19 protein-coding genes and 1 tRNA gene are annotated in these 18599 nt (G+C 51.9%); 13 read left to right on the forward strand and 7 right to left on the reverse strand.

Going from position 1 to position 18599, the window contains the following annotated elements:
* Window positions 1-8: 8 nt before the first annotated feature.
* From modB to MKY58_RS04385, 3 genes are all read left to right on the forward strand, one after another.
* A complete protein-coding gene (modB, locus tag MKY58_RS04375) occupies window positions 9-710 on the forward strand; it encodes a molybdate ABC transporter permease subunit (protein ID WP_339323620.1) in 702 nt (233 codons plus the stop codon).
* A 320-nt stretch (window positions 711-1030) separates the two neighbouring features.
* Window positions 1031-1303, forward strand: a complete 273-nt coding sequence (locus tag MKY58_RS04380; protein ID WP_339323621.1) for a hypothetical protein — start codon at window positions 1031-1033, stop codon at window positions 1301-1303.
* Window positions 1304-1391: 88 nt separating this feature from the next.
* A complete protein-coding gene (locus MKY58_RS04385) occupies window positions 1392-2546 on the forward strand; it encodes a response regulator (protein ID WP_339323622.1) in 1155 nt (384 codons plus the stop codon).
* A 48-nt stretch (window positions 2547-2594) separates the two neighbouring features.
* Here MKY58_RS04385 and MKY58_RS04390 read toward each other — a convergent pair whose 3' ends face one another.
* Window positions 2595-5738 carry an ATP-binding protein gene (locus MKY58_RS04390; protein ID WP_339323623.1) on the reverse strand — a complete coding sequence of 1048 codons (3144 nt, stop codon included), beginning with the start codon at window positions 5736-5738 and terminating at the stop codon, window positions 2595-2597.
* A gap of 555 nt (window positions 5739-6293) precedes the next feature.
* Entirely contained in the window at window positions 6294-6452 is a 159-nt protein-coding gene (locus MKY58_RS04395; RefSeq protein WP_156124758.1) for a hypothetical protein, read from the reverse strand.
* 331 nt (window positions 6453-6783) lie between these two features.
* On the opposite strand from MKY58_RS04395, the gene MKY58_RS04400 reads away from it, so the two are divergent.
* The 4 genes from MKY58_RS04400 to MKY58_RS04415 all read left to right on the forward strand — a co-directional run bounded on the left by MKY58_RS04400 (window position 6784) and on the right by MKY58_RS04415 (window position 9185).
* Window positions 6784-7725, forward strand: a complete 942-nt coding sequence (locus tag MKY58_RS04400; RefSeq protein ID WP_339323624.1) for a hypothetical protein — start codon at window positions 6784-6786, stop codon at window positions 7723-7725.
* 22 nt (window positions 7726-7747) lie between these two features.
* Window positions 7748-8005: a hypothetical protein gene (locus MKY58_RS04405; protein ID WP_036713415.1), complete on the forward strand. Its 258-nt coding sequence runs from the start codon at window positions 7748-7750 to the stop codon at window positions 8003-8005.
* 675 nt (window positions 8006-8680) lie between these two features.
* Window positions 8681-8754 (forward strand) — tRNA-Pro (locus MKY58_RS04410).
* 236 nt (window positions 8755-8990) lie between these two features.
* Complete coding sequence (locus MKY58_RS04415) at window positions 8991-9185, forward strand: hypothetical protein (RefSeq protein WP_339323625.1); 195 nt, start codon at window positions 8991-8993, stop codon at window positions 9183-9185.
* A 67-nt stretch (window positions 9186-9252) separates the two neighbouring features.
* Here the strand turns inward: MKY58_RS04415 and MKY58_RS04420 are convergent, their stop codons facing one another.
* The gene (locus tag MKY58_RS04420; RefSeq protein ID WP_339323626.1) at window positions 9253-9855 is read right to left on the reverse strand and encodes a hypothetical protein; all 603 of its coding nucleotides are present in this window, start codon (window positions 9853-9855) and stop codon (window positions 9253-9255) included.
* 173 nt (window positions 9856-10028) lie between these two features.
* Window positions 10029-10451, reverse strand: coding sequence for a hypothetical protein (locus MKY58_RS04425; RefSeq protein ID WP_339323627.1), 423 nt, complete (start codon window positions 10449-10451; stop codon window positions 10029-10031).
* Window positions 10452-10714: 263 nt separating this feature from the next.
* Here MKY58_RS04425 and MKY58_RS04430 point away from each other — a divergent pair, with 263 nt between their 5' ends.
* On the forward strand, window positions 10715-11542 hold the full coding sequence (locus MKY58_RS04430) for an aldo/keto reductase (RefSeq protein WP_339323628.1): 828 nt from the start codon (window positions 10715-10717) through the stop codon (window positions 11540-11542).
* Between the two features lie 94 nt (window positions 11543-11636).
* Here the strand turns inward: MKY58_RS04430 and MKY58_RS04435 are convergent, their stop codons facing one another.
* Complete coding sequence (locus MKY58_RS04435) at window positions 11637-12761, reverse strand: cytochrome P450 (protein WP_339323629.1); 1125 nt, start codon at window positions 12759-12761, stop codon at window positions 11637-11639.
* A 77-nt stretch (window positions 12762-12838) separates the two neighbouring features.
* Window positions 12839-13417: a TetR/AcrR family transcriptional regulator gene (locus MKY58_RS04440; RefSeq protein WP_036713423.1), complete on the reverse strand. Its 579-nt coding sequence runs from the start codon at window positions 13415-13417 to the stop codon at window positions 12839-12841.
* A 245-nt stretch (window positions 13418-13662) separates the two neighbouring features.
* On the opposite strand from MKY58_RS04440, the gene MKY58_RS04445 reads away from it, so the two are divergent.
* A complete protein-coding gene (locus tag MKY58_RS04445; RefSeq protein ID WP_081992626.1) occupies window positions 13663-13824 on the forward strand; it encodes a DUF3934 family protein in 162 nt (53 codons plus the stop codon).
* A 29-nt stretch (window positions 13825-13853) separates the two neighbouring features.
* Complete coding sequence (locus MKY58_RS04450; protein WP_036713409.1) at window positions 13854-14141, forward strand: hypothetical protein; 288 nt, start codon at window positions 13854-13856, stop codon at window positions 14139-14141.
* Between the two features lie 106 nt (window positions 14142-14247).
* Here the strand turns inward: MKY58_RS04450 and MKY58_RS04455 are convergent, their stop codons facing one another.
* A complete protein-coding gene (locus MKY58_RS04455) occupies window positions 14248-14592 on the reverse strand; it encodes a helix-turn-helix domain-containing protein (RefSeq protein WP_036713408.1) in 345 nt (114 codons plus the stop codon).
* 150 nt (window positions 14593-14742) lie between these two features.
* Between MKY58_RS04455 and MKY58_RS04460 the strand changes: the two genes are divergently transcribed.
* The 3 genes from MKY58_RS04460 (at window position 14743) to MKY58_RS04470 (ending at window position 18496) form a co-directional block, all read left to right on the forward strand.
* The gene (locus MKY58_RS04460) at window positions 14743-15681 is read left to right on the forward strand and encodes an aldo/keto reductase family protein (protein ID WP_339323630.1); all 939 of its coding nucleotides are present in this window, start codon (window positions 14743-14745) and stop codon (window positions 15679-15681) included.
* Window positions 15682-16011: 330 nt separating this feature from the next.
* A complete protein-coding gene (locus MKY58_RS04465; protein ID WP_339323631.1) occupies window positions 16012-18165 on the forward strand; it encodes a PrsW family glutamic-type intramembrane protease in 2154 nt (717 codons plus the stop codon).
* A gap of 1 nt (window position 18166) precedes the next feature.
* Entirely contained in the window at window positions 18167-18496 is a 330-nt protein-coding gene (locus MKY58_RS04470) for a hypothetical protein (protein WP_036713407.1), read from the forward strand.
* Window positions 18497-18599 lie beyond the last annotated feature (103 nt).

Here is an 18599-nt window from a genome sequence, read left to right on the forward strand (position 1 = left end):
GTGTGGATATGAACTGGCATGATTTTTGGCCCCCCGTCCGCATTTCGCTTCAGGTGGCGGCGTTGTCGAGCGTGATCGTGCTGCTCCTGGGCACGGCGGCGGCCTGGTGGATGTCCCGAAAAAGGTTCAAGGGCAAAATCGTGCTCGAAACCGTCCTGATGCTGCCGCTGGTGCTTCCTCCGACGGTCGTCGGCTTTTTGCTTTTGGTGCTGCTCGGGCGGAAAAGCTGGATCGGACAGGCCGTAGAACGGCTGTTTGACGCGCCGGTGATTTTCTCCTGGTGGGCGGCGGTGATCGCCGCCGTGGTCGTATCTTTTCCGCTCGTATACCAAACGATGAAAAACGGCTTTGCCGCCGTCGATCCCGAACTCGAAAACGCCGGGCGCGCAAACGGCGCAAGCGAATGGCAGGTGTTTCGATACATTACGCTGCCGCTTGCCGTTCATGCGGTCGGTACCGCCTTTATCCTCGGCTTCGCGCGCGGGCTCGGGGAATTCGGGGCGACGCTGATGATCGCGGGCAACATCCCGGGCAAAACCCAAACCATCCCGACGGCGATCTACGTGGCGGTGGATGCGGGCAATACGCCGATGGCATGGGCATGGACGGCGGCCATTGTCGCGATTTCGTTCCTGATGCTGTTACTGACGGGACGCCGAAATCCGCCGGAATCCACCCGGGCGGCCGTCCAGCCCCGAAAATCTTTATAGGCGCGCTTTTGGCAAAGATACTGCGCAGAAATGAACAAAAGCTTGATTTGGTGCTTGCACCGGGTCAAGCTTTTTTGATGATTGGGGATGCCCGGTCATTTCGAAAAAATTTTTTTTATAGCATTTCTTTTTATGTTTTCGCCATGTTTTTTGCGGCCGCCCTGAACCTGTTTCTTTGGTCCTAGTGTTTATTTTTCAGAATATATTCAGAGCCCTATGCTTAAATAGCCTTATACTCGCTGAAATGGGAGGGGGGCGTAATGATTCCATCGATTGTCTTGGCAGCAAATAACGTAAAAGATTTGTGTGGTGATCAATTAATGTTATCTGAAATACAGCAGGAGGCGCTGAACAAGGCGCAGCAGCATGGGGGAAAATTGGTCCGCTGGAGGCAAGGCGGATACTGGACGTATGAGAAAGCCGTATCGAAATTAAGGGATCGTTCTCCAAGCGTGTCCGATTTGGAATGGTATTGCACGACCAACACCATTTTCGCGCTCGTCCGGCGCGGGTACATGGCAATGGACGATTGGGAAAATTGTTCGGTCGTCCAAGAGGAAACAGAGGATCGCATCCTGCAAAAAGAATCATAGAAGAGTCGGGTTTCTCGGTTCAACTGGACACGTTTTGCTGTTAAAATGAAAGTAAGAGAATGCAGCGCTGCCCAGGAGGAGAGAAGCCTTGAAGGTAATAATCGTCGATGATGAAAAACTGGCTTTATTGAAGTTGGAAAAACTTCTGCATTCACAGATCGGGGCAAACCTTCATTTGGAACTGGCGGGAGCTTATCAGGATCCTTACGCTGCACTTGCCGCCGCCCGGGAAGTGCGGCCCGATGTCGCTTTTTTGGATATCGAAATGCCGGAGGTTTCCGGTTTTGAACTGGCGGAGAAGCTGCTGGAGATCCAGCCGCAAATGCAGATCGTTTTTGTTACCGCCTATCAGGATTTTGCGATTAAAGCTTTCGAGGTCAACGCACTCGATTATTTGCTGAAGCCCGTGAACGCGTCGCGCTTGAACGTGACGTTGAACAGGGTCGTCCGATTTTCGCTTCTGAACGCTGCGGGCGCAAATCAGGATCAAGCTGCAAAGACAATGCTTTGCTGCCTGCAAAGTTTGCATTACCGCGACCCGGACGGCCAACCGAAATACTTCCAATGGAAGACGCTGAAAGCGCCGGAATTGTTTGCGTATCTGATTTATTACCGGGACAAGATGGTGAGCAAACAGGCTCTGATCGATTTGCTGTGGCCGGAGCAAGACATGAAAAAAGCAACAACTCAGTTACATACGGCAATCTATCAGATTAGGCAAATGATCAAAACAAGCGGGCTGGATCTTCAAATCAAGTACCATGATGAGGGATACCGCCTGGTTTGGGGCCAAGTAGAACTCGACGTCGAGGCGTGGGAGAACAGCCTTCGCGACGCGCCGCCGGTAACCCCGGATACGCTTCACCGCCATCTAGGAACACTGGACAAGTACACCGGCGATTTTCTGGAGGAGCACCGCTATATATGGGCAGAACCGGAACAGGAACGGATCCGGCTGCTGTGGCTCAATTATGCCAAACCCGTCGCCGAGTGCCACGTCGGGCTTGGGCAGTATGCCGAAGCTGCAAAGCTGTATCAGCAGATGATCGAAAGACTGCCTTTTATGGAGGACGGCTATGCCGGCTTGATGAAGATGTATGCCGGTTTGCATAATTACGCAGAAGTAAGAAGGCTGTATCAACAGCTGAGGGACGTGTTCGACGGCGAATATGCCATGTCCCCAAGCGCGGGTATCACGTCCTGGTACCTGGAATGGGAACAAGGCGTCGCCAGCGGCGCATAAAGTCAATCAAATAGAAAAAGCAGCCTGAACGGATCAGGCTGCTTTTTCCTATTCGTCGAAAAATTCCGGGTTTCGGCCCGGCTCGGAGCTAGGATTCGGTATGACGAATGACATGACCGTGCCTTGCCCCAGCTTGCTCTCAATATGCAGGCCTTTGCCGTAATGCTGCATCAGCCTGCGGTTCGTATTCAGCAATCCGATCCCGCGGGATGCCTGAATGCTGTCGGGGTCGAGGTGAAGCAGCCGCCCGGCTTCCTCTTCGGACATGCCTTTTCCGTTATCCCGAACCTCGAACCTTGTCCCATCCTCCTGGCGGCGGATGCGGATTTCAAGCGTGCCGCCCTGCAGCCTGCTCAGCAGTCCGTGTTTGACCGCATTTTCGACCAGGGGCTGCAGCGTCAGCGGAGGAATGAACAGCGATATTTCCGGATCAATGTCCCATACGACCTCAAGCCGTTCTCCAAAACGTTCTTTTTCGATGTAAAGGTACGCTTCGACCAGATCCAGTTCGTGGGTCAGAGGGACGATTTGTTCCGAATTCAGGAAGTCGATGCTGATCCGCAAATACGAGGTGAACGCGTCGGCCAAATCCCGCATTTTGTCCAAGTCGATTTCGCTTAGGGACATGATCGAATTGATCGTATTAAACAGGAAATGCGGCTGAATTTGCGCCTGCAAATAAGCGGCCTCGATCCTGAGCCTTTCTTCCGCGGATTTTTTTAACGTGCCCAAGGCAAGCACCCGGTATTTCAGCTCCATCGCATCCACCGGTTTGGCGACGTAATCGTTGGCACCGGCGATAAAACCTGCATAAATGTCCTCCGGCCGGCTTCTTGCCGTCAGGAGCAGGATCGGCAGCTCGAAGCTGCTGTAACGTTCCCGGACGATCCGCGTCAGCTCATATCCGGACATATGCGGCATCATGACGTCGGAAACGAGCAGGTCCCAAGACGCGGATTCCAGCAGATTCAGCGCCTCCTTCGCCGACAAGGCCGTTTGGATTTCATAATGTTCCTCCGCAAAAATGCCCGTAAGGACCCGCAGATTGACGGGATCGTCTTCCACGATCAAAATTTTTAATCCTTTGGAGAAACGTTCCGTCATATCGGCCGTTTCGGTGATCAGGCCCGGTTCTGCGGCTGCCGCGGTTTCCTGCATCGGCAGGTTGTCCGGCACGCGTTCGGCCGGGTTCGGTTCGTCGCGTTGTTCCTCCCGGATTTCGGAGGCTTCTTCCGTGCGGCTTTCCGCGATCGGCAGGGAAAAGCTGAACGTTGTCCCCTTTCCAAGGGTGGACTCGGCCGTCAGGCATCCGCCATGCAGTTCGACGAGCTGCCTGCTGATGCTGAGGCCCAAGCCGATGCCGCCGTTTTCATCGTCGCCATGCCCCTGCTCGTAAGGAAGGAAAATCCGTTCAAGCGCTTCCTTCGTGATCCCCCGCCCGGTATCCGACACGTGGATGACGACCTGCTCTCCGTTCAGGCTGGCCGTGACTTCAATGACGCCTTCGTCGGTGAACTTGATGGCATTGTGAAGCAAATTGAATAAAATTTGGGTCAGTCTCTGTTCATCGGCATATACCGAAGGAATCTCCTGCAATGCCATCTTCACTTGGACGGGTTTGCCCTCTGTCATATGGGCAAGCATGCTGATGACGCCGGATACGACCGGTTCAACCTGCAGCGCCTGCCGGCGGAGCATGATCCTTTGATCCTTCAATCGGACGGCATCGAGCAGGTCGCTGAGCAGGTAAGCCATCCGGCGGCTGATCGTGACGAGGAGCTCCATGTTTTTGTGGCCTTCCTCCGTCATCGTATGCTGCTCGCGGGACAGCACCGATTGGGCGATATTGATAATGCCGTGCAGCGGCGTCCGAAGCTCGTGCGAAGTGTTCACCAGGAACTGGTCCTTCCGTTCATCCGCCTCTCGGAGCTGCTTGTTCAGCTTGGCGTTTTCCGCCGCGTTCCGGAAATACCGTTTGAACCAGTAGGCTGAAAATCCGACGATGGCAGCCAGAATATCGACCGGATAATAAATCGGCGTAAAATTCCAATCGAAATTCACGAATCCCCATAGAATGTTCGACATGACGCTCGTTGCCGCCAGGAGGATGATAAACGCATCCTTTTGCTTCCGGCGCACCATTTGGCCGATAAGATAGAAAAACCAGAAGCTCGGCAGCAGGTAGAACAAGCCAAAAACATGATAGGCCCTGGACAGATGGACCAAGTTGGCGGGCGCGATGAGCACGAATAAGACGTACAGGGCGGCAGCGCCTGCAAATCCGATAAACAAAGGCCCCTTCCGGGTTCGTTCGACAAAATTCCTGCCCATCAGCAGCATGCAGAACGTAATGCCAAGATAGGAAAGAATGCGGATTTTCAACATCCACGTGTAATTGAGGGGGAACCAGCGCATAAGCACGTATTCATGGTCCGAGACGATCGTCAGGCCTGCGAAGACGAGCAGCAGAACGAAGGCAAGCAGCATGTTCTCCCTCGGATTGATGAGGTACATAATGCCGGCATACAGCGCATGCAGAAGCAGAATCATGAAAACGGAAAGCTGAAAGCCGATCGAATACCACCACTGAAAATCGATCGCCGCCTGCGTGCCGAACCGCAGGGATTGGATGATCCCCCCGCTCGTGGGATCGCTGTAATTGGCGGATTGGATCATGATGTCGATCACGTTTTGCTTGTCCGGGACAAAGGTATTAATGAAAGATACCAGCTCCGGAGTGTACTCCTGTTCAGTCGCTGCCGGGTTTCCGAATTTGCCCACGGTTTTTCCGTTGACGATCACCGTTGAAGCGGCCTTAATTTCCTTGACCCATAATTCATAAGGCTGGTTCAGCGGCTGGTCTACGAGGATGCGAAGCCTGTAAGTGCCGTATCCGAACGATGAGCCGTTTGTGTCGGGCCAAGCCGTACTCCAATCGCCGGGAACCTGAATGTAGCGGCGACCGTCTTTTGCCTGGTCGGCCTGCCTGTTGCCGGAGATCAGCATGTCCGGGTAAAACTCCCACTCTCCGTCCAGCACGATGGAATGCCTGTCGTCCAGATGGATTCCGCGCAGGTCAAGCACGCCATTCTCCACTTTGGGCTGTTGTTCCGTCCCGAACGTATCGGACCAGAACCATCTCACGCAAAGGAGCAGGGCTATGTATATCAGTAATATGGCTGCTTTCTTCATGAAACTACCGTCCCCGTTATTAGAGTAGTTGTCAGCGGATCCTGTTGTTGTCGAGCACCATCTATTATACGACAGGATTCGCCCAGCGTCTGTCCATTCGAAAATTTCGTTTTCGCGAATATGAACTCCTGCGAAACCTTCGACTTCTACATTTCATGCAATCTTCGGGATTGGCGCGGACGGGGGCGTTTGGCAGGTATTTACGCATTCTTTTATTGCGGTATGGACGGATTGGTCCTTACGGTGAATAAGGTTTAAAAAGGCAAGAACGAATGCGAGAGGCATCGGCTTTTTTGCTAAACAGTTCGGTCAAGATGCGGGTGTGAAAAGGAGGAGCAGAGAAGAAACTAATCACATTCAGGTCTCGGCTGGATAGGAAGCCGTTTGGATGAATGGCATATTCCCGGTTTGCTGCATTGTGAAAAGGATACATAACTGCACCGCCGGTCTGAAGAGGTTCGGGAGGGCATGAGGTTAACGCAAATTTTATGAAAAACAACTTACTGTGCACCGTGTTGGTTTGGAATCCGTTTGGGTATCAAGCCAAAGTGGAGTTTAGCGTCCCTGATTGCTGGGTTGGGCAGACTCGCTTCGAGGCGGCTTCACGGATGCTTTGGGAGGCTGCTCGGCCCGTTTGGCTTCGGCGCAACCGACGATCAGAATGCTGAAGGTCATGACTGCCGCGACGACGGAATGCATCTGCCTTGTTGTCATCATTTCACCCCCTTTGGTTTCGCGTCATGGGTCGTTTTGTAACCGCTATCTTATATAACGTTTTTCGTTGGATTCGGTTCCGGCTTTCAAAAAACGTTCACAAGTTCGCAATTGAAAGCGTTCACGTTCTGTTCACAAATACCCGCTGCGGGATTTTGCGAAACAAACATTTTGTTGTTGAAATCGATGGAAGAGGTTGCATATGAAACTTAATCGAACGATGGTTGTATGAGGGTAACAAATATAAAAACATTGAAAAAATATGTAACTTTTTATACGACGCGTTGTTCTATATTATGTAACCAAAAAATCTGAAGGGAGATTTACCGAAATGAAAAAAAAATTTCTCTGCTTGATGATGTCTTTAACCGCTGTGCTTTTTATCCAAGCAAACAGTGCTTTTGCAGCAGTAACCAATGACAACGATGATACTTCTATTGTTAGCTATGATATATTAAATGATAGCGATGTAAATGCTAAACAAACTTTAGCCTCTAAATTTAGTAATGAATTTAATCCTAATTTGTCTGAAGATCAGAAGAAAGAATTAAGATCTGAACTAGGCTCAATACTAGCGGAACTTGTATCTCAAGGAGCATCTGAAGAGACGATTGATAAGGAGATTCAAAAATATAACGCCCACGTGCTATTTCAGCCGGAAACTAACGAAGACCAAGTTATATCACCAATGTCCCAAGGTTCAGATATACAAATGAACAAGCCAACAATTGTTTATTCAGCAACTAGTAAGGAGTGGATTGTAACTGGGGGCGGATATTGGAAAACAGAGAATTGGAAGAATGATGTACCAGGAGTATGGCTCCCTATCACAGGTGAAACGAAAAACATCGGCGGCAGAGATTCGGTTGGTATTACCTTCTTTAATAAAAGTGGTACGTATAATGCAAAGGTTTTATCATCTTCGGGATATCTAAAGAATGGTCGAGGACAAGAAATCAAAAATGAAAACCCAACTTATGGAAACGGTAATGTTGGAGTTGCCTTTGAAATTCAGGACTATGCTAAGTTAGCAGACGCAGGCACAGCGGATGTTTACTATATGGGACACAATTTCGCTGCACAGATAGTATACGATGAAAATTTCAAAAATTTACATGGTAATGCCCGCACTTTTTATGTTCATACATGGGATAATTCTAGTATTAATAATATTCAAATGGGAGCGTCAGGTGGTACTTTCGGTGTTACTTTTTCAATCGCAAATGAAAGCAAGAGCTTTAAAATATTCAACAATGCTGATGCTAGCTTCTAAAATATCAACATAGGGGGTGTAAATGATTATTACTATACTTGACATTGCCCTGCCTTCTTTTATTGCCTCCATTATTGTAGTTTATATTATTACTAAGTTTTTTCCTAAAGATTCAATTAAAATGTTCCTTTTAAGTTTTCAATTTATGCTTTTTGGAATTAGTTTATTTGTTTTGGATTATGTTGCCCAGAGTAGTGAACATATACTCTTATTTGGAGGGATTTTCTTTGTAATATTAGGGCTTTTACTTAGTTTATCTGCATTTTACAGAGAAAAATAACATAGGCTGGTACACAAGTAACGAAGCATAAAGTGAACTGATTTACTAAGCTTTAGAATTATCTCGGAATAACTTAGTCATAGTAAGACCATATTGTCTACAATGGCTTTTATTAAGAAAACAACAATGAACCGTCCTTGATTTGGGCGGTTTTTTCATATTAACGACTATGGAATGTTTTGGGATGAATGAATTTACTGATTCTGTAGGACATGCACTTTTTTCTTACTGACCAAGACGCTTGTTACATTATTGAGTCGGTTTGGATGAACATAACGCTGTTAGAGATTTGAAAAAGGGACGTACCTAAACAGTATACTCAGGATACTCCTGTTCTTTATATTGTTATTATGGAAAAAGGTATATTAAAGCACCGAGTTGAGGAGCTAGAAGGTTTCTGAACAATCCTTAGAGTTATTTCGTATTCAGAAAACATGAAATTAACGAAAGGAAAAAAATTTAAGCACGAAGCATGGAATTACAGCGCCGATTTTAGAGATTTTTTAGTCGGAAAATATACGCAGGTATGTTGCGTCTAAGTATTGCAGGTGTGCGTGCCTATGCGCTATAATAGCCTCAAATACACCAACGGATGACTAACAATTATCGAATGGGCTGTCTTACAATGGACGTGAAATCCGTATCTTTATGCGAAATTAACGCTCCCGCGATCATCGGGGTATGGCGCAGTCTGGTAGCGCGCACCCTTGGGGTGGGTGAGGCCGTGGGTTCAAATCCCGCTACTCCGATCGAGTTCCATTCATCAAACAGGAAAAAGCGTGCACGGAAAGTCTCGGCTTTCGGTGGACGCTTTTTTTTTGTCCTCTCTCGAAATAAAAACGAAAATATCCCCGGCTAAACGATAGGGGAAAGCAGGATTCGTGTCAGACCGTTACGGTCGATGGCCGTCTGCCGCCAGCCTCAAACTGCGACAAGAGGGCGCGCTTATGGTAGAATTTAGGGAAGCATATGCGAGGTGATCGAAATGAGCCGTTTTATGAAGCCGCTGACCTCTTCGCTGCACCTGTATACCGCGATGGCTGAACGCGTGCCGATCGTCGTTTTTATCGGGAATGAACTCGTCGGCGCCGGGCGGATCGCAGAGATTTCGGAAGATAGCGTGAAAATCGGCGGAGAGCGGTACATGCGTGAAGTATGTACGTTTAAATATGCCAGTTAAAAATACCGCCTCTTTTTCATGATGCGGACGCAAAATGGACTGGAGGCGGTATGTATTTGGATGTGATTTATGCGCCATTCTCCTGTTCCAAATCATCCTTCAGCGCCTCAACCCACAGCTTGTTCCCGCCCGCCTGGATCAGATGCTCCAGCAGCCACGCTTTCGATCGACGATCATCGCTCCGCTCCAAATAGACGCGAAAGTCGTGCTCGTCTTCCGGCCGCGTGCCCAGGCTTTTGAACAGCAGCTGCCACGCCGGATTGACGTAAGGCCGAGGCGAGTTTCCCATCGCAAAGTCGTCGAGTAGCATGGTGATGTTCCGGTTTTTACGGAAAATGACTTGCTCTTGGTTTCGTTCGGTCAGCAGAATTTCGAGAAAATCCGAGCCTTTGAACAAATGCAGACAATACCTCGGCAGTTCAACATCTCCCGAATGACGGACCGGCCCCAGCCTGTGTTCGCCGGGAATGGCTACGTTGATGTCCCAATCTTTGAAGAAGTAGAGCGCATACTCCAAATCCTCTCTAAAAATGCAAATATCCATATCTTTATGGCTTCGCGTCGCTTCTCCGACGGCCAAATCGATCGTCCAGCCCCCGGCAATGAACCAGGGCTTTGCGAATGAGGCCATGAGCGACTCGATCTGGTCGAGCTCTTGTGCACGGATCATGCTTCCGCCTCCCAGGCATGTTATGCCAGCGTATTTTTGGAATGCAGCTCTTTTAAGGTGGTCATGAATCTATAACAGGTTTCCGTTGAAGAGAAAAAGAAAAATGCAGCCGATGATCGGCATTTTTAGCTAAACGCTTGCGGAACATCGTTCGTCACTGTTGCAGAAAATTTCTACACGATCGTCGCGCAGTACCCCGTCTTTTTTCCTTCCTCCACGGCGTCGACATACCCGTCAAAATAAAAAGGGATATTGTCCTCGCTGCCGTTGACGATTCTTCCCCTCACTTTGTCGAAAGCGAAGATCGAGACCGAAAAAGCAGGCTCCCCGGTAACCAGAACGGGTTGCTCCTTTTCCGCCGCCCAATAATATTTCCCGCCGTAATTCCGCCGGGCCACCTCGAAAATATAACATCCCGCCATGGAACATACGGAATCCAAGGGATCGTCGTCCGTCACAAAATCGCGGATTTCGTCCAACAGATCGTCCAGCAGGCGCAGGCTTTCCACGCCGAAATCAAAATTCCCCCGGTCCGCGAAATTGGCGGCAAAACTTTCGGCCGTAGAAATCACGTCGTCTTGCAAGCTTCTTTGCATGTGGTTTAAGCTCCTTTTTTCTTTTTTTGATGGGATTGACGCGGCAAGAAACAGCAGATCTGCCAAATGGTTCAATCTATTATAGCAATTCCTTCGGGTCTCTGTACGTTGGGTCCATTTTGCAGCCGAAAAACCTCTTTCTGCAACTCCGAAGGCGGGATGCATGACATGGTTTTGACTTTGGCGCGCCGCTGGTTTATCTTGGGTTGTACCGGGTGTCTTTGGACATCCCTCATTGAATCATCCGAAGGAGGCGTCTTTTCATGAAAAATCTTCAATCGAAGGCAACCTTGAACAGCGGCCATGCCATGCCATGGTTTGGGCTGGGCGTATACAAGGTGCAGGAAGGCCAGGAAGTGGTCGATTCCGTCAAAACGGCGATAGCCCACGGCTACCGGAGCATCGACACGGCTGCGCTTTACGGCAATGAGGAAGGCGTTGGGCAAGCGGTTCGGGAATCGGGCGTTCCGCGCGAGGAATTGTTTATTACGACCAAAGTGTGGAACTCGGATCAGGGATACGAGAGCACGTTGAAGGCTTTTGAAACAAGCATCAATAAACTGGGACTGGATTACGTGGATCTTTATTTGGTGCACTGGCCGGTCAAAGGAAAATACAAAGACACGTGGCGGGCGCTCGAGAAGCTGCAGCAGGACGGAAAAGTCCGTTCGATCGGGGTATCCAACTTCCATATCCACCATCTGGAGGATTTGATGAAGGATGCGAGCGTGAAGCCTGCCGTCAACCAGGTGGAGCTGCATCCGCTGCTGAACCAGGCCGAGCTGCGCGAATACTGCAAATCGCAAGGCATCCAGATCGAAGCCTGGGCTCCGTTGGCGCAAGGGCATCTGCTCGATAACGAAGTGCTGAACACCATCGGCGCAAAATACGGTAAATCCACGGCACAGGTCATCCTCCGCTGGGACATCCAAAATGAAATCGTGACGATTCCGAAATCGGTCAATCCGAAGCGGATCGTCGAAAATGCCGACATTTTCGATTTCGAATTGACGGCGGACGAAATGGAGCAAATCAACGGGTTGAACGAAAACCGCCGTTTTGGTGCCGATCCGGACAATTTTAACTTCTAAATTCGCTTTGAGCGTAAAAAATCGCGCATGTCTGCTTCCGGGCAGGATGCGCGATTTTTTTATATGAAAAATATGAGTGCCCTCTCGGACCGCGTCATTTCAAAATCACCGGCAGCTCCTTCAGCGCAAACATCATCGTGCTTTCCTGGCGCACGAGCGCCGCCGAACGGTCGCGGCGGAAATCCGGGAAGCGCCTCAGCAGCGTTTCGATGGCGATTTTCGATTCCATCCGGGCGAGCTGCGAACCGAGGCAGTAGTGGATGCCGCTGCCCAGACCCAGATGCGGATTCGGATTCCGGTGAATGTTGAATTGTTCCGGGTGCTCGAACACTTCTTCATCATGGTTCGCCGATGCCATCCAGATGTGGACGAATTGTCCCTGCTTCAGCTTTTGCCCGCGCAGCTCCGTATCCTGCTTCACTTGACGGAACATGAGCTGCACCGGGGAGAAATAACGGAACGTTTCCTCGATGGCGCCCGGAATCAATCCGGGGTCTTCAAGCAGCTGCGAGCGCACCTCCGGGAGACTGTCGACGGCCAGCATGGCGGAGGCGATCAGGTTGGTCGTCGTTTCGTTGCCGGCCACGAGCAGCAGGATGCAAAACCCGATGATCTCCATATCGGTCAAATGCTCGTTTTCGATGCGTGCCTGCACCAGCTTGGTGATCAAATCGTCCTGCGGATGCCGCCTGCGGTCTTCGGCGATGTCCGCAAAATAGGCGCTCATCTCCCGCTGGCAGGCGTAATAGGCTTCGGGATGGTCGCCGACGAGGGCGTCCGACCATTCCTTGAACTTCTCCCTGTGTTCCATCGATACCCCGAGCATTTCGGCGATGACGGTGATCGGGAGCGGGCTGGCCAAATCCGCGATCGCATCCATCCGGCCCTTTTGTTCGGCTTCGTCAAGAAGGGCGTCCGTGATCGCTTGGATTTTCGGGGCAAGGGATTCGACCACGCGCGGGGTGAACGCCTGCGAAACCAGCTTGCGCAGCTGACGGTGCTTCGGCGGGTCCTGGCGCAAGATGCTCGATTCGAGCGGATCTTCCGACGACGGGGACCCTTGGGAAGAGAAGATTTCGTAATTCGTGAAGACGTATTTAACGTCCTCGTACTTAAAAACGCTCCAAAGTCCAGTCCCTTCGGACTGAACGACAGGAGAGCCGTTGCGCATTTGCTTAAACCAATCCAAAGGCAGCAGACCGTTTTCATTCCATTCCATGCGTAACACCGTCGCTTTCTTTTGAAGATTTTTTGAACTGACTGGTCAGTTTTAAACCCTTAAAAAAGAAGGCCTGGCTAATCGATCGAGATAAACAGGCCTTTCGTTACCATGGTAAAGACAAAATGCTCCAGATCATCGCGGGAATATTCGTCCGGATGGCTCAGGTAATAGTTGCAGGTGCTTTCCAGCGTGCCGACGATGCTTGCCGCCGCCAAATTCGCATCCACGTCGCGGATCAGGTTCCCTTCGCATTGGCCTTCCTCCAAGATGGACGCCAAAAAGCGGAGATGCTCCCGCCGGAGCTGCTTCAGCTCATCCAGGACATCCTGCTCGATCCCGTTTGACAGCTCGTTGAACACGATATGCGAAAAATGGCGCGATTCCAGAAAAAAATCCAGATGATGGCGGATGACCCGCAAAATCTGCTCCTTGATCGGAAGGGGGGCGCACAGGTCGGCCTGGGTCCGCTGCATGATATCCTCGAAGCCTTGCTTGACGATCGTTTTAAACAGTTCGGACTTCCCCGGAAAGTTATAATACAGCGTTCCTTTGGCCACTTGGGCCCTCAAGGCGATTTCATCCATGCTGGCGCGGTGGTAGCCGTTTTCGGAAAACACTTCGATGGCGGCGCGTATAATTTTGTCTTTGCTCAAGCTCAATCTACCTTTCCTGCAAAATCAATCCGTTAATCTGACTGGTCAGTTCAAAAATAAAATAACATGCTGGGAAAAATTAGTCAAATAGGTTAACATGAATTAGAATAGGTCCGATGATTCGCTTTCCGTGCGTATCATGTACATATGGACCATAGTGGTGTATATTTCAACATGCTGGTTCATTCATCAGCGGAATTGGATATGACTATACCAAGAACACTATACGGTAACGGAGTGATCACTTGAGCAAATCAAAAGGCAAGGGCGGAACAGGCAGGGGAACGGGCAAGAAAGGCTGGACCCGCTGGGATGCTAAAGCCCGCCGGATCAAAAGCGCCCCGAAGCCTTATACCAGTAAGGGGACGAAAAAAACCGGTGAAGCCACAGGCGATGGACCTATATAAGGAGTGGTATTCTGAGAAAGCATAAACCAATGTCATTTGACGATCTGCTAAAAGAGCTGCAAGGCCAAAAAATGGTTCAGGAAGATCCGAATCATGTACCGCTGAACGAATTGTTTAATGCGTCGTTTATGCGGAAGCATTCTTCTTTCAACAGTTTTGGGGAGTTTGTAGAGAAGGGCAGCTTCCAAATCCAGACGTATGAAGACATCGACAACATCCCTGACGAGCTGTTTGATCGGCATATCTTCAGAGAGACCGACTTCACAGACTGGAAGTCCATGCTGGATCAAGCCAACGCGGAGTATAATGGGAAATAAGAGGATGCTTCCGCATCTCAGTTTACGGAACCTCGATTCACAGAAGAGCGCACCGATACCGGCTGCGCTTTTTTGGTATGAAGAGCAATCCGCTGGGGCGCGGCTTTTAAGTCCACCGCGCCGCCCAAAGCTTCATTTGATGGCAAATGCCGTGCAAATCCTGCCCCTTTGGAGTGAGCGTATATTCCACCGTCACCGGCACCGTCGGGAACACTTTGCGCTCCAGCACCCCCTGCTCTTCGAGGTGGCGCAGCGTGCTTGTCAGCGCCCGGGGACTCACGCTGGGGATCCGGCGCTGCAGCTCGCCGAACCGGAGCGTTCCGCAAAACAGCTCGCGGATGACGAGAAAAGCCCATTTGCCGCCCAGCACGTCCAGCGTTTTTTCGATGTTGCATTCGATGAATTCCGGATTTTTCGGGATATAGCTGCTGGCCTTTTTCGTTGTCGTCACAAGGTTCACCTCCCATGGATATCTACTATATTAAAGTATACTAGATATCCTCCGTATAATTAAGTGAAAAACATTTCACTTCTTTAAATCGGATACGAACTTTTATAGAATGGGGAATGTAACCAGAACGATCTCGAGGAGGAATGGAACATGAAATACCGGAGATTAGGCGGAAGCGGCCTGAAAGTGAGCGAAATCAGCTTGGGAAGCTGGCTTACATACGGCGGTTACGTGGAACGCGAAAATGCGGTCCATTCGATCAAAACGGCATATGATCTGGGCATCAATTTTTTCGATACGGCAAACGTTTATGAAAAAGGCGCGGCGGAAGAGCTGGTAGGCGAAGCATTGAAAGCGTATCCGCGCGAGTCGTACGTGCTCGCCACGAAAGCGTTTTGGCCGATGGGAGACGGTCCGAACGACCGCGGTTTGTCCCGCAAGCATATTACGGAGCAGGTCCATGCCAGCTTGAAGCGTTTGAAGCATGACTATGTGGACATTTTCTACTGCCACCGCCATGATCCCGAAACGCCTCTGGAGGAAACGCTGCGCGCGATCGACGATTTGATCCGCCAAGGCAAAGTGCTGTACGCGGGCGTCAGCGAATGGCAGGCCTCGCAAATCGCGGAAGCGCTGGGCGTAGCCGACCGTTATTTGCTGGACCGCATCGTGGTCAATCAGCCGCAGTACAATATGTTCCACCGTTACATCGAAAAAGAAATCATGCCGCTCTGCGAGCGTTCCGGCATCGGGCAGGTGGTATTTTCGCCGCTGGCGCAAGGCCTGCTGACGGGCAAATACACCTCGGCCTCGGACATTCCGCAGGACAGCCGCGCGGCAAGGCTCGAATGGATGCGCAAAGGCATCACGGAAGAAAAAATCAATCAAGTCAAACAGCTTGAAGGCATCGCCAAGGAGCTGGGCATTTCCGTGGGCAACCTGGCGCTGGCCTGGGTTTTGCGGAGCGGCAACGTGGCGAGCGCGCTCGTTGGCGCCAGCCGTCCGGAGCAGGTCACGGAAAACGCGAAAGCTTCCGGCGTCGAACTGAGCGAAGACGTATTGAACCGCATCGAGGAGATTTTGAAATAAAAGGTGGCATAGCCCCGTCGCCATGCCGAAGAAAAAGGGTTCATTCGGCAGTAACGGCGATTCGGGCAAAAATAGAGATACGAGGAAAATAGCGGCCCAGCCAAACATGGGCCGCTATTTTGTTGCTGGCGTTTTTTCGCTTTTGGCCGCTAAACGCGCAAAGGAGCGCAGGCCGGCCGCCTATCGCCTTGTTTCCGGTCCGAACGAACCGGTGCGGCCTCGCGTAGTTCGTTTGTTGGAGGAATAAAGTCCAGTTTTTATAAATCGAACCATTTCCTGTGTCATGAACGGCGCAACATCGGGTATGATTTGGAGAGAGCACTGCTGCCCATGAATAGCTGGATTACGGCAAAGGAGGCGGTTGTTACGGAAACGGTCTGGCGGATCCGATGCGGGATCCGGGACGCCGCGGAAGCGGGATATCGATGGTTATGCGGAATACGGCGGCGTTACCCCTGGCTCGGAACCTTGTATGCCATCTGGTGCTGGATATCGCTGCTGACGTGGATCGTCGGCTTGTTTTTGTACCGGGATTCGCGCACGATGCTGGTTCAGTACTTGTGGTCCTTTTACGTGATGCTTCAATTCTGGTTGTTGTGCCGCAGCAAAACGTTGGCCTGGAAGCAAACGGCGCTGTTTATGCTGCTGGGCGTCTTTCTTGTCATTCCGCTGACGGCGCTGACGCTGCTCGCGGCTCACGGCATATTCGGCGGAAGCACGAGGGACACCTGGTCTCAGGCGGTGCTGACTCCGATCGCGGAAGAAATATGGAAGCTTGCGCCGCTGGGGTTGTTTTTGCTTTTCTCGCGCCGCGCCACCTCCATGAGCCTGGCGGATTACGCGCTTGCGGGGGCGGGGGCCGGCGCCGGCTTTCAGCTGATGGAGGAGCTTGCCCGCCGTTGGCTGAATTCGGGCATCATCGGGCGGACGTATGGCTACAGCACGACGCTGCTCGGGGGAGAGACGATCCATTGGGATGTTTGGACTTTATTCCCCGGGCGTTTTGAGGAGAGCATTTTCCCGACGATCATGTCGGTCAGCCATCCCGTGCACACCGGCATGATCACGCTTGGCATCGGGCTCGCCGTCCGTTGCCGCAAACGGCTTGGCGGCGCCATTTTTGCTTTGCCTGCGCTGCTGCTGGCCTGGTCCATTCTGGAACACGCCGCTTATAATGGACAGAATTCCTTGCCCGCGTGGTTGATGAAGCTCAGCGATTGGACCGGCAGCGGATACCGGACGAAAGGCGTTTTCCTGACGCTGCTGGCTCTGGCGCTGATTCTGGATTACGTTGCCTTGAACCGGGTCAAAAGCCGGCTGCCCCGCATGGAGAGGGAACGGATGATTACTCCGGTATCGGAGCTGTGGTACATGCTGGAGGCACTCCTCACCCGCAGGGAACGGTTCGCAAGCGTCATGTCATGGACCCGCGAACGAAGGGAAATGGGTTTTTCGCTGCTTTACGGAAACGATGAGGCCCGGTCGATCCGCGGGCGTCTGCAGGACGACATGCTGAAGCATTTCCGGGCGGCCGCCGGCGTTGCCGTGATGCTTTTCCTGCTTGCCGGGCTGGCGGGATTCGCCGCTTATGGGCAGGCGCATGTTCAACCTGCGGATTCCGCGTGCTTTTCCTGCATGTTCGATTCGCTGCAAAATTGGTGGGACCGCCTCGGTTTTTGGGAAAAGGGCGCGATCGTGCTGGGCGCGTTTGCCTTGTCGCTGCTGTTCGTCGGCTTCTGGCCGGCGCTCGGCATCGCCTTGACGGCCGCCAGCCTTCCGGCCGGCGGGCATGAAATCGCCAAAAACATCCGCGATCCCAAGCGGCTGCTTACGCCCGAGCATGCCATTTCCGCGCTGCTGGCGTTGGCGCTCAGCCGGGTTCCGTTCGGCCGGCTGGCCGAAAGCTTCGGCAAACGGGGCGGGCGCAAGCTGAAGGAATGGCTGGAGAAGCTGCTGAAGAAGCGGAAGAAGCCGGGGCGCAAGCCTGAAGGAAAGGAACGGCCGTCCGGGCAGGAACCCGAAGAGAATCCGCCGCGCGGCGATGCGGACGATTACGTTCACTGGAGCAAAGCGAAATACCGCGGCGTTGAGCTGTACGACAGCCGGAATTCTCCGCTTGGGGAAATCGACGGGATCGATTTGGATAGGGGCGTTTTCTATGAAGCGAAGTCGGCCGAGGGGCTCGACCGCATCCACCCGAAAACGGGCAAACCGCAGCAGACGCCGCAGCAGTTTACGGATAAACAGCTGTACCAGAAAACGAAGGTGCGGATCCACAATCTTCAAAAAGCGGCGGGAACGCGGGCGACGCCGGACGGAACGGCGGAAATCCCGACGCTTGAGCAAATCAGGGGCATCCGGCGTTTCGAGTTTCAGCTGGACGGGGACTCGCCGGCGCTGCGGGAGGCGGCGGAGAACAGCTTGAACCGGCTACGGCAGGAATTTCCGGATTATACATTTTCGATACGGTTTGGAGTGAAATAAAATGTCGATCGCGGTTTTTATCGTGGATCCCGTGGACGATTTCGAGCGTTCCTTTACGATTCCGGTCGCGACGGAGTCGTTTTATCGGCAATATTGGGTGCCGGCCATCGCGGATCTGGACCTTCAGTGGCTGGCGTTGTTCGAGAACGGCGTGGATGTGGAGCAGGAGGACGTTCCCGCGGTTTTGGGCGAAGTCTCCCGGTTAAAGGAATGGGCGCGGGCCAACATGCACGGGGATGATCTGGAGCATATGCTGCGCAGGCTGGAGCTGCTTGAAGCGGAACTGCCGAAGGCATACAGGCGCGGCGGAGCCGTTGTATATATTGGATAGCCAAAGCCCGGAAGGCGTACCTTCCGGGCTTTTTGACGAGGGGCGTCGACGGCCCCTTTGACCATGGGCCAACCGTGCGGAGGCAGGACGCCCCTCAAACGTT

This window comes from Paenibacillus sp. FSL W8-0194 (assembly GCF_037969745.1).
Lineage (GTDB): Bacteria > Bacillota > Bacilli > Paenibacillales > Paenibacillaceae > Paenibacillus_AQ > Paenibacillus_AQ cookii.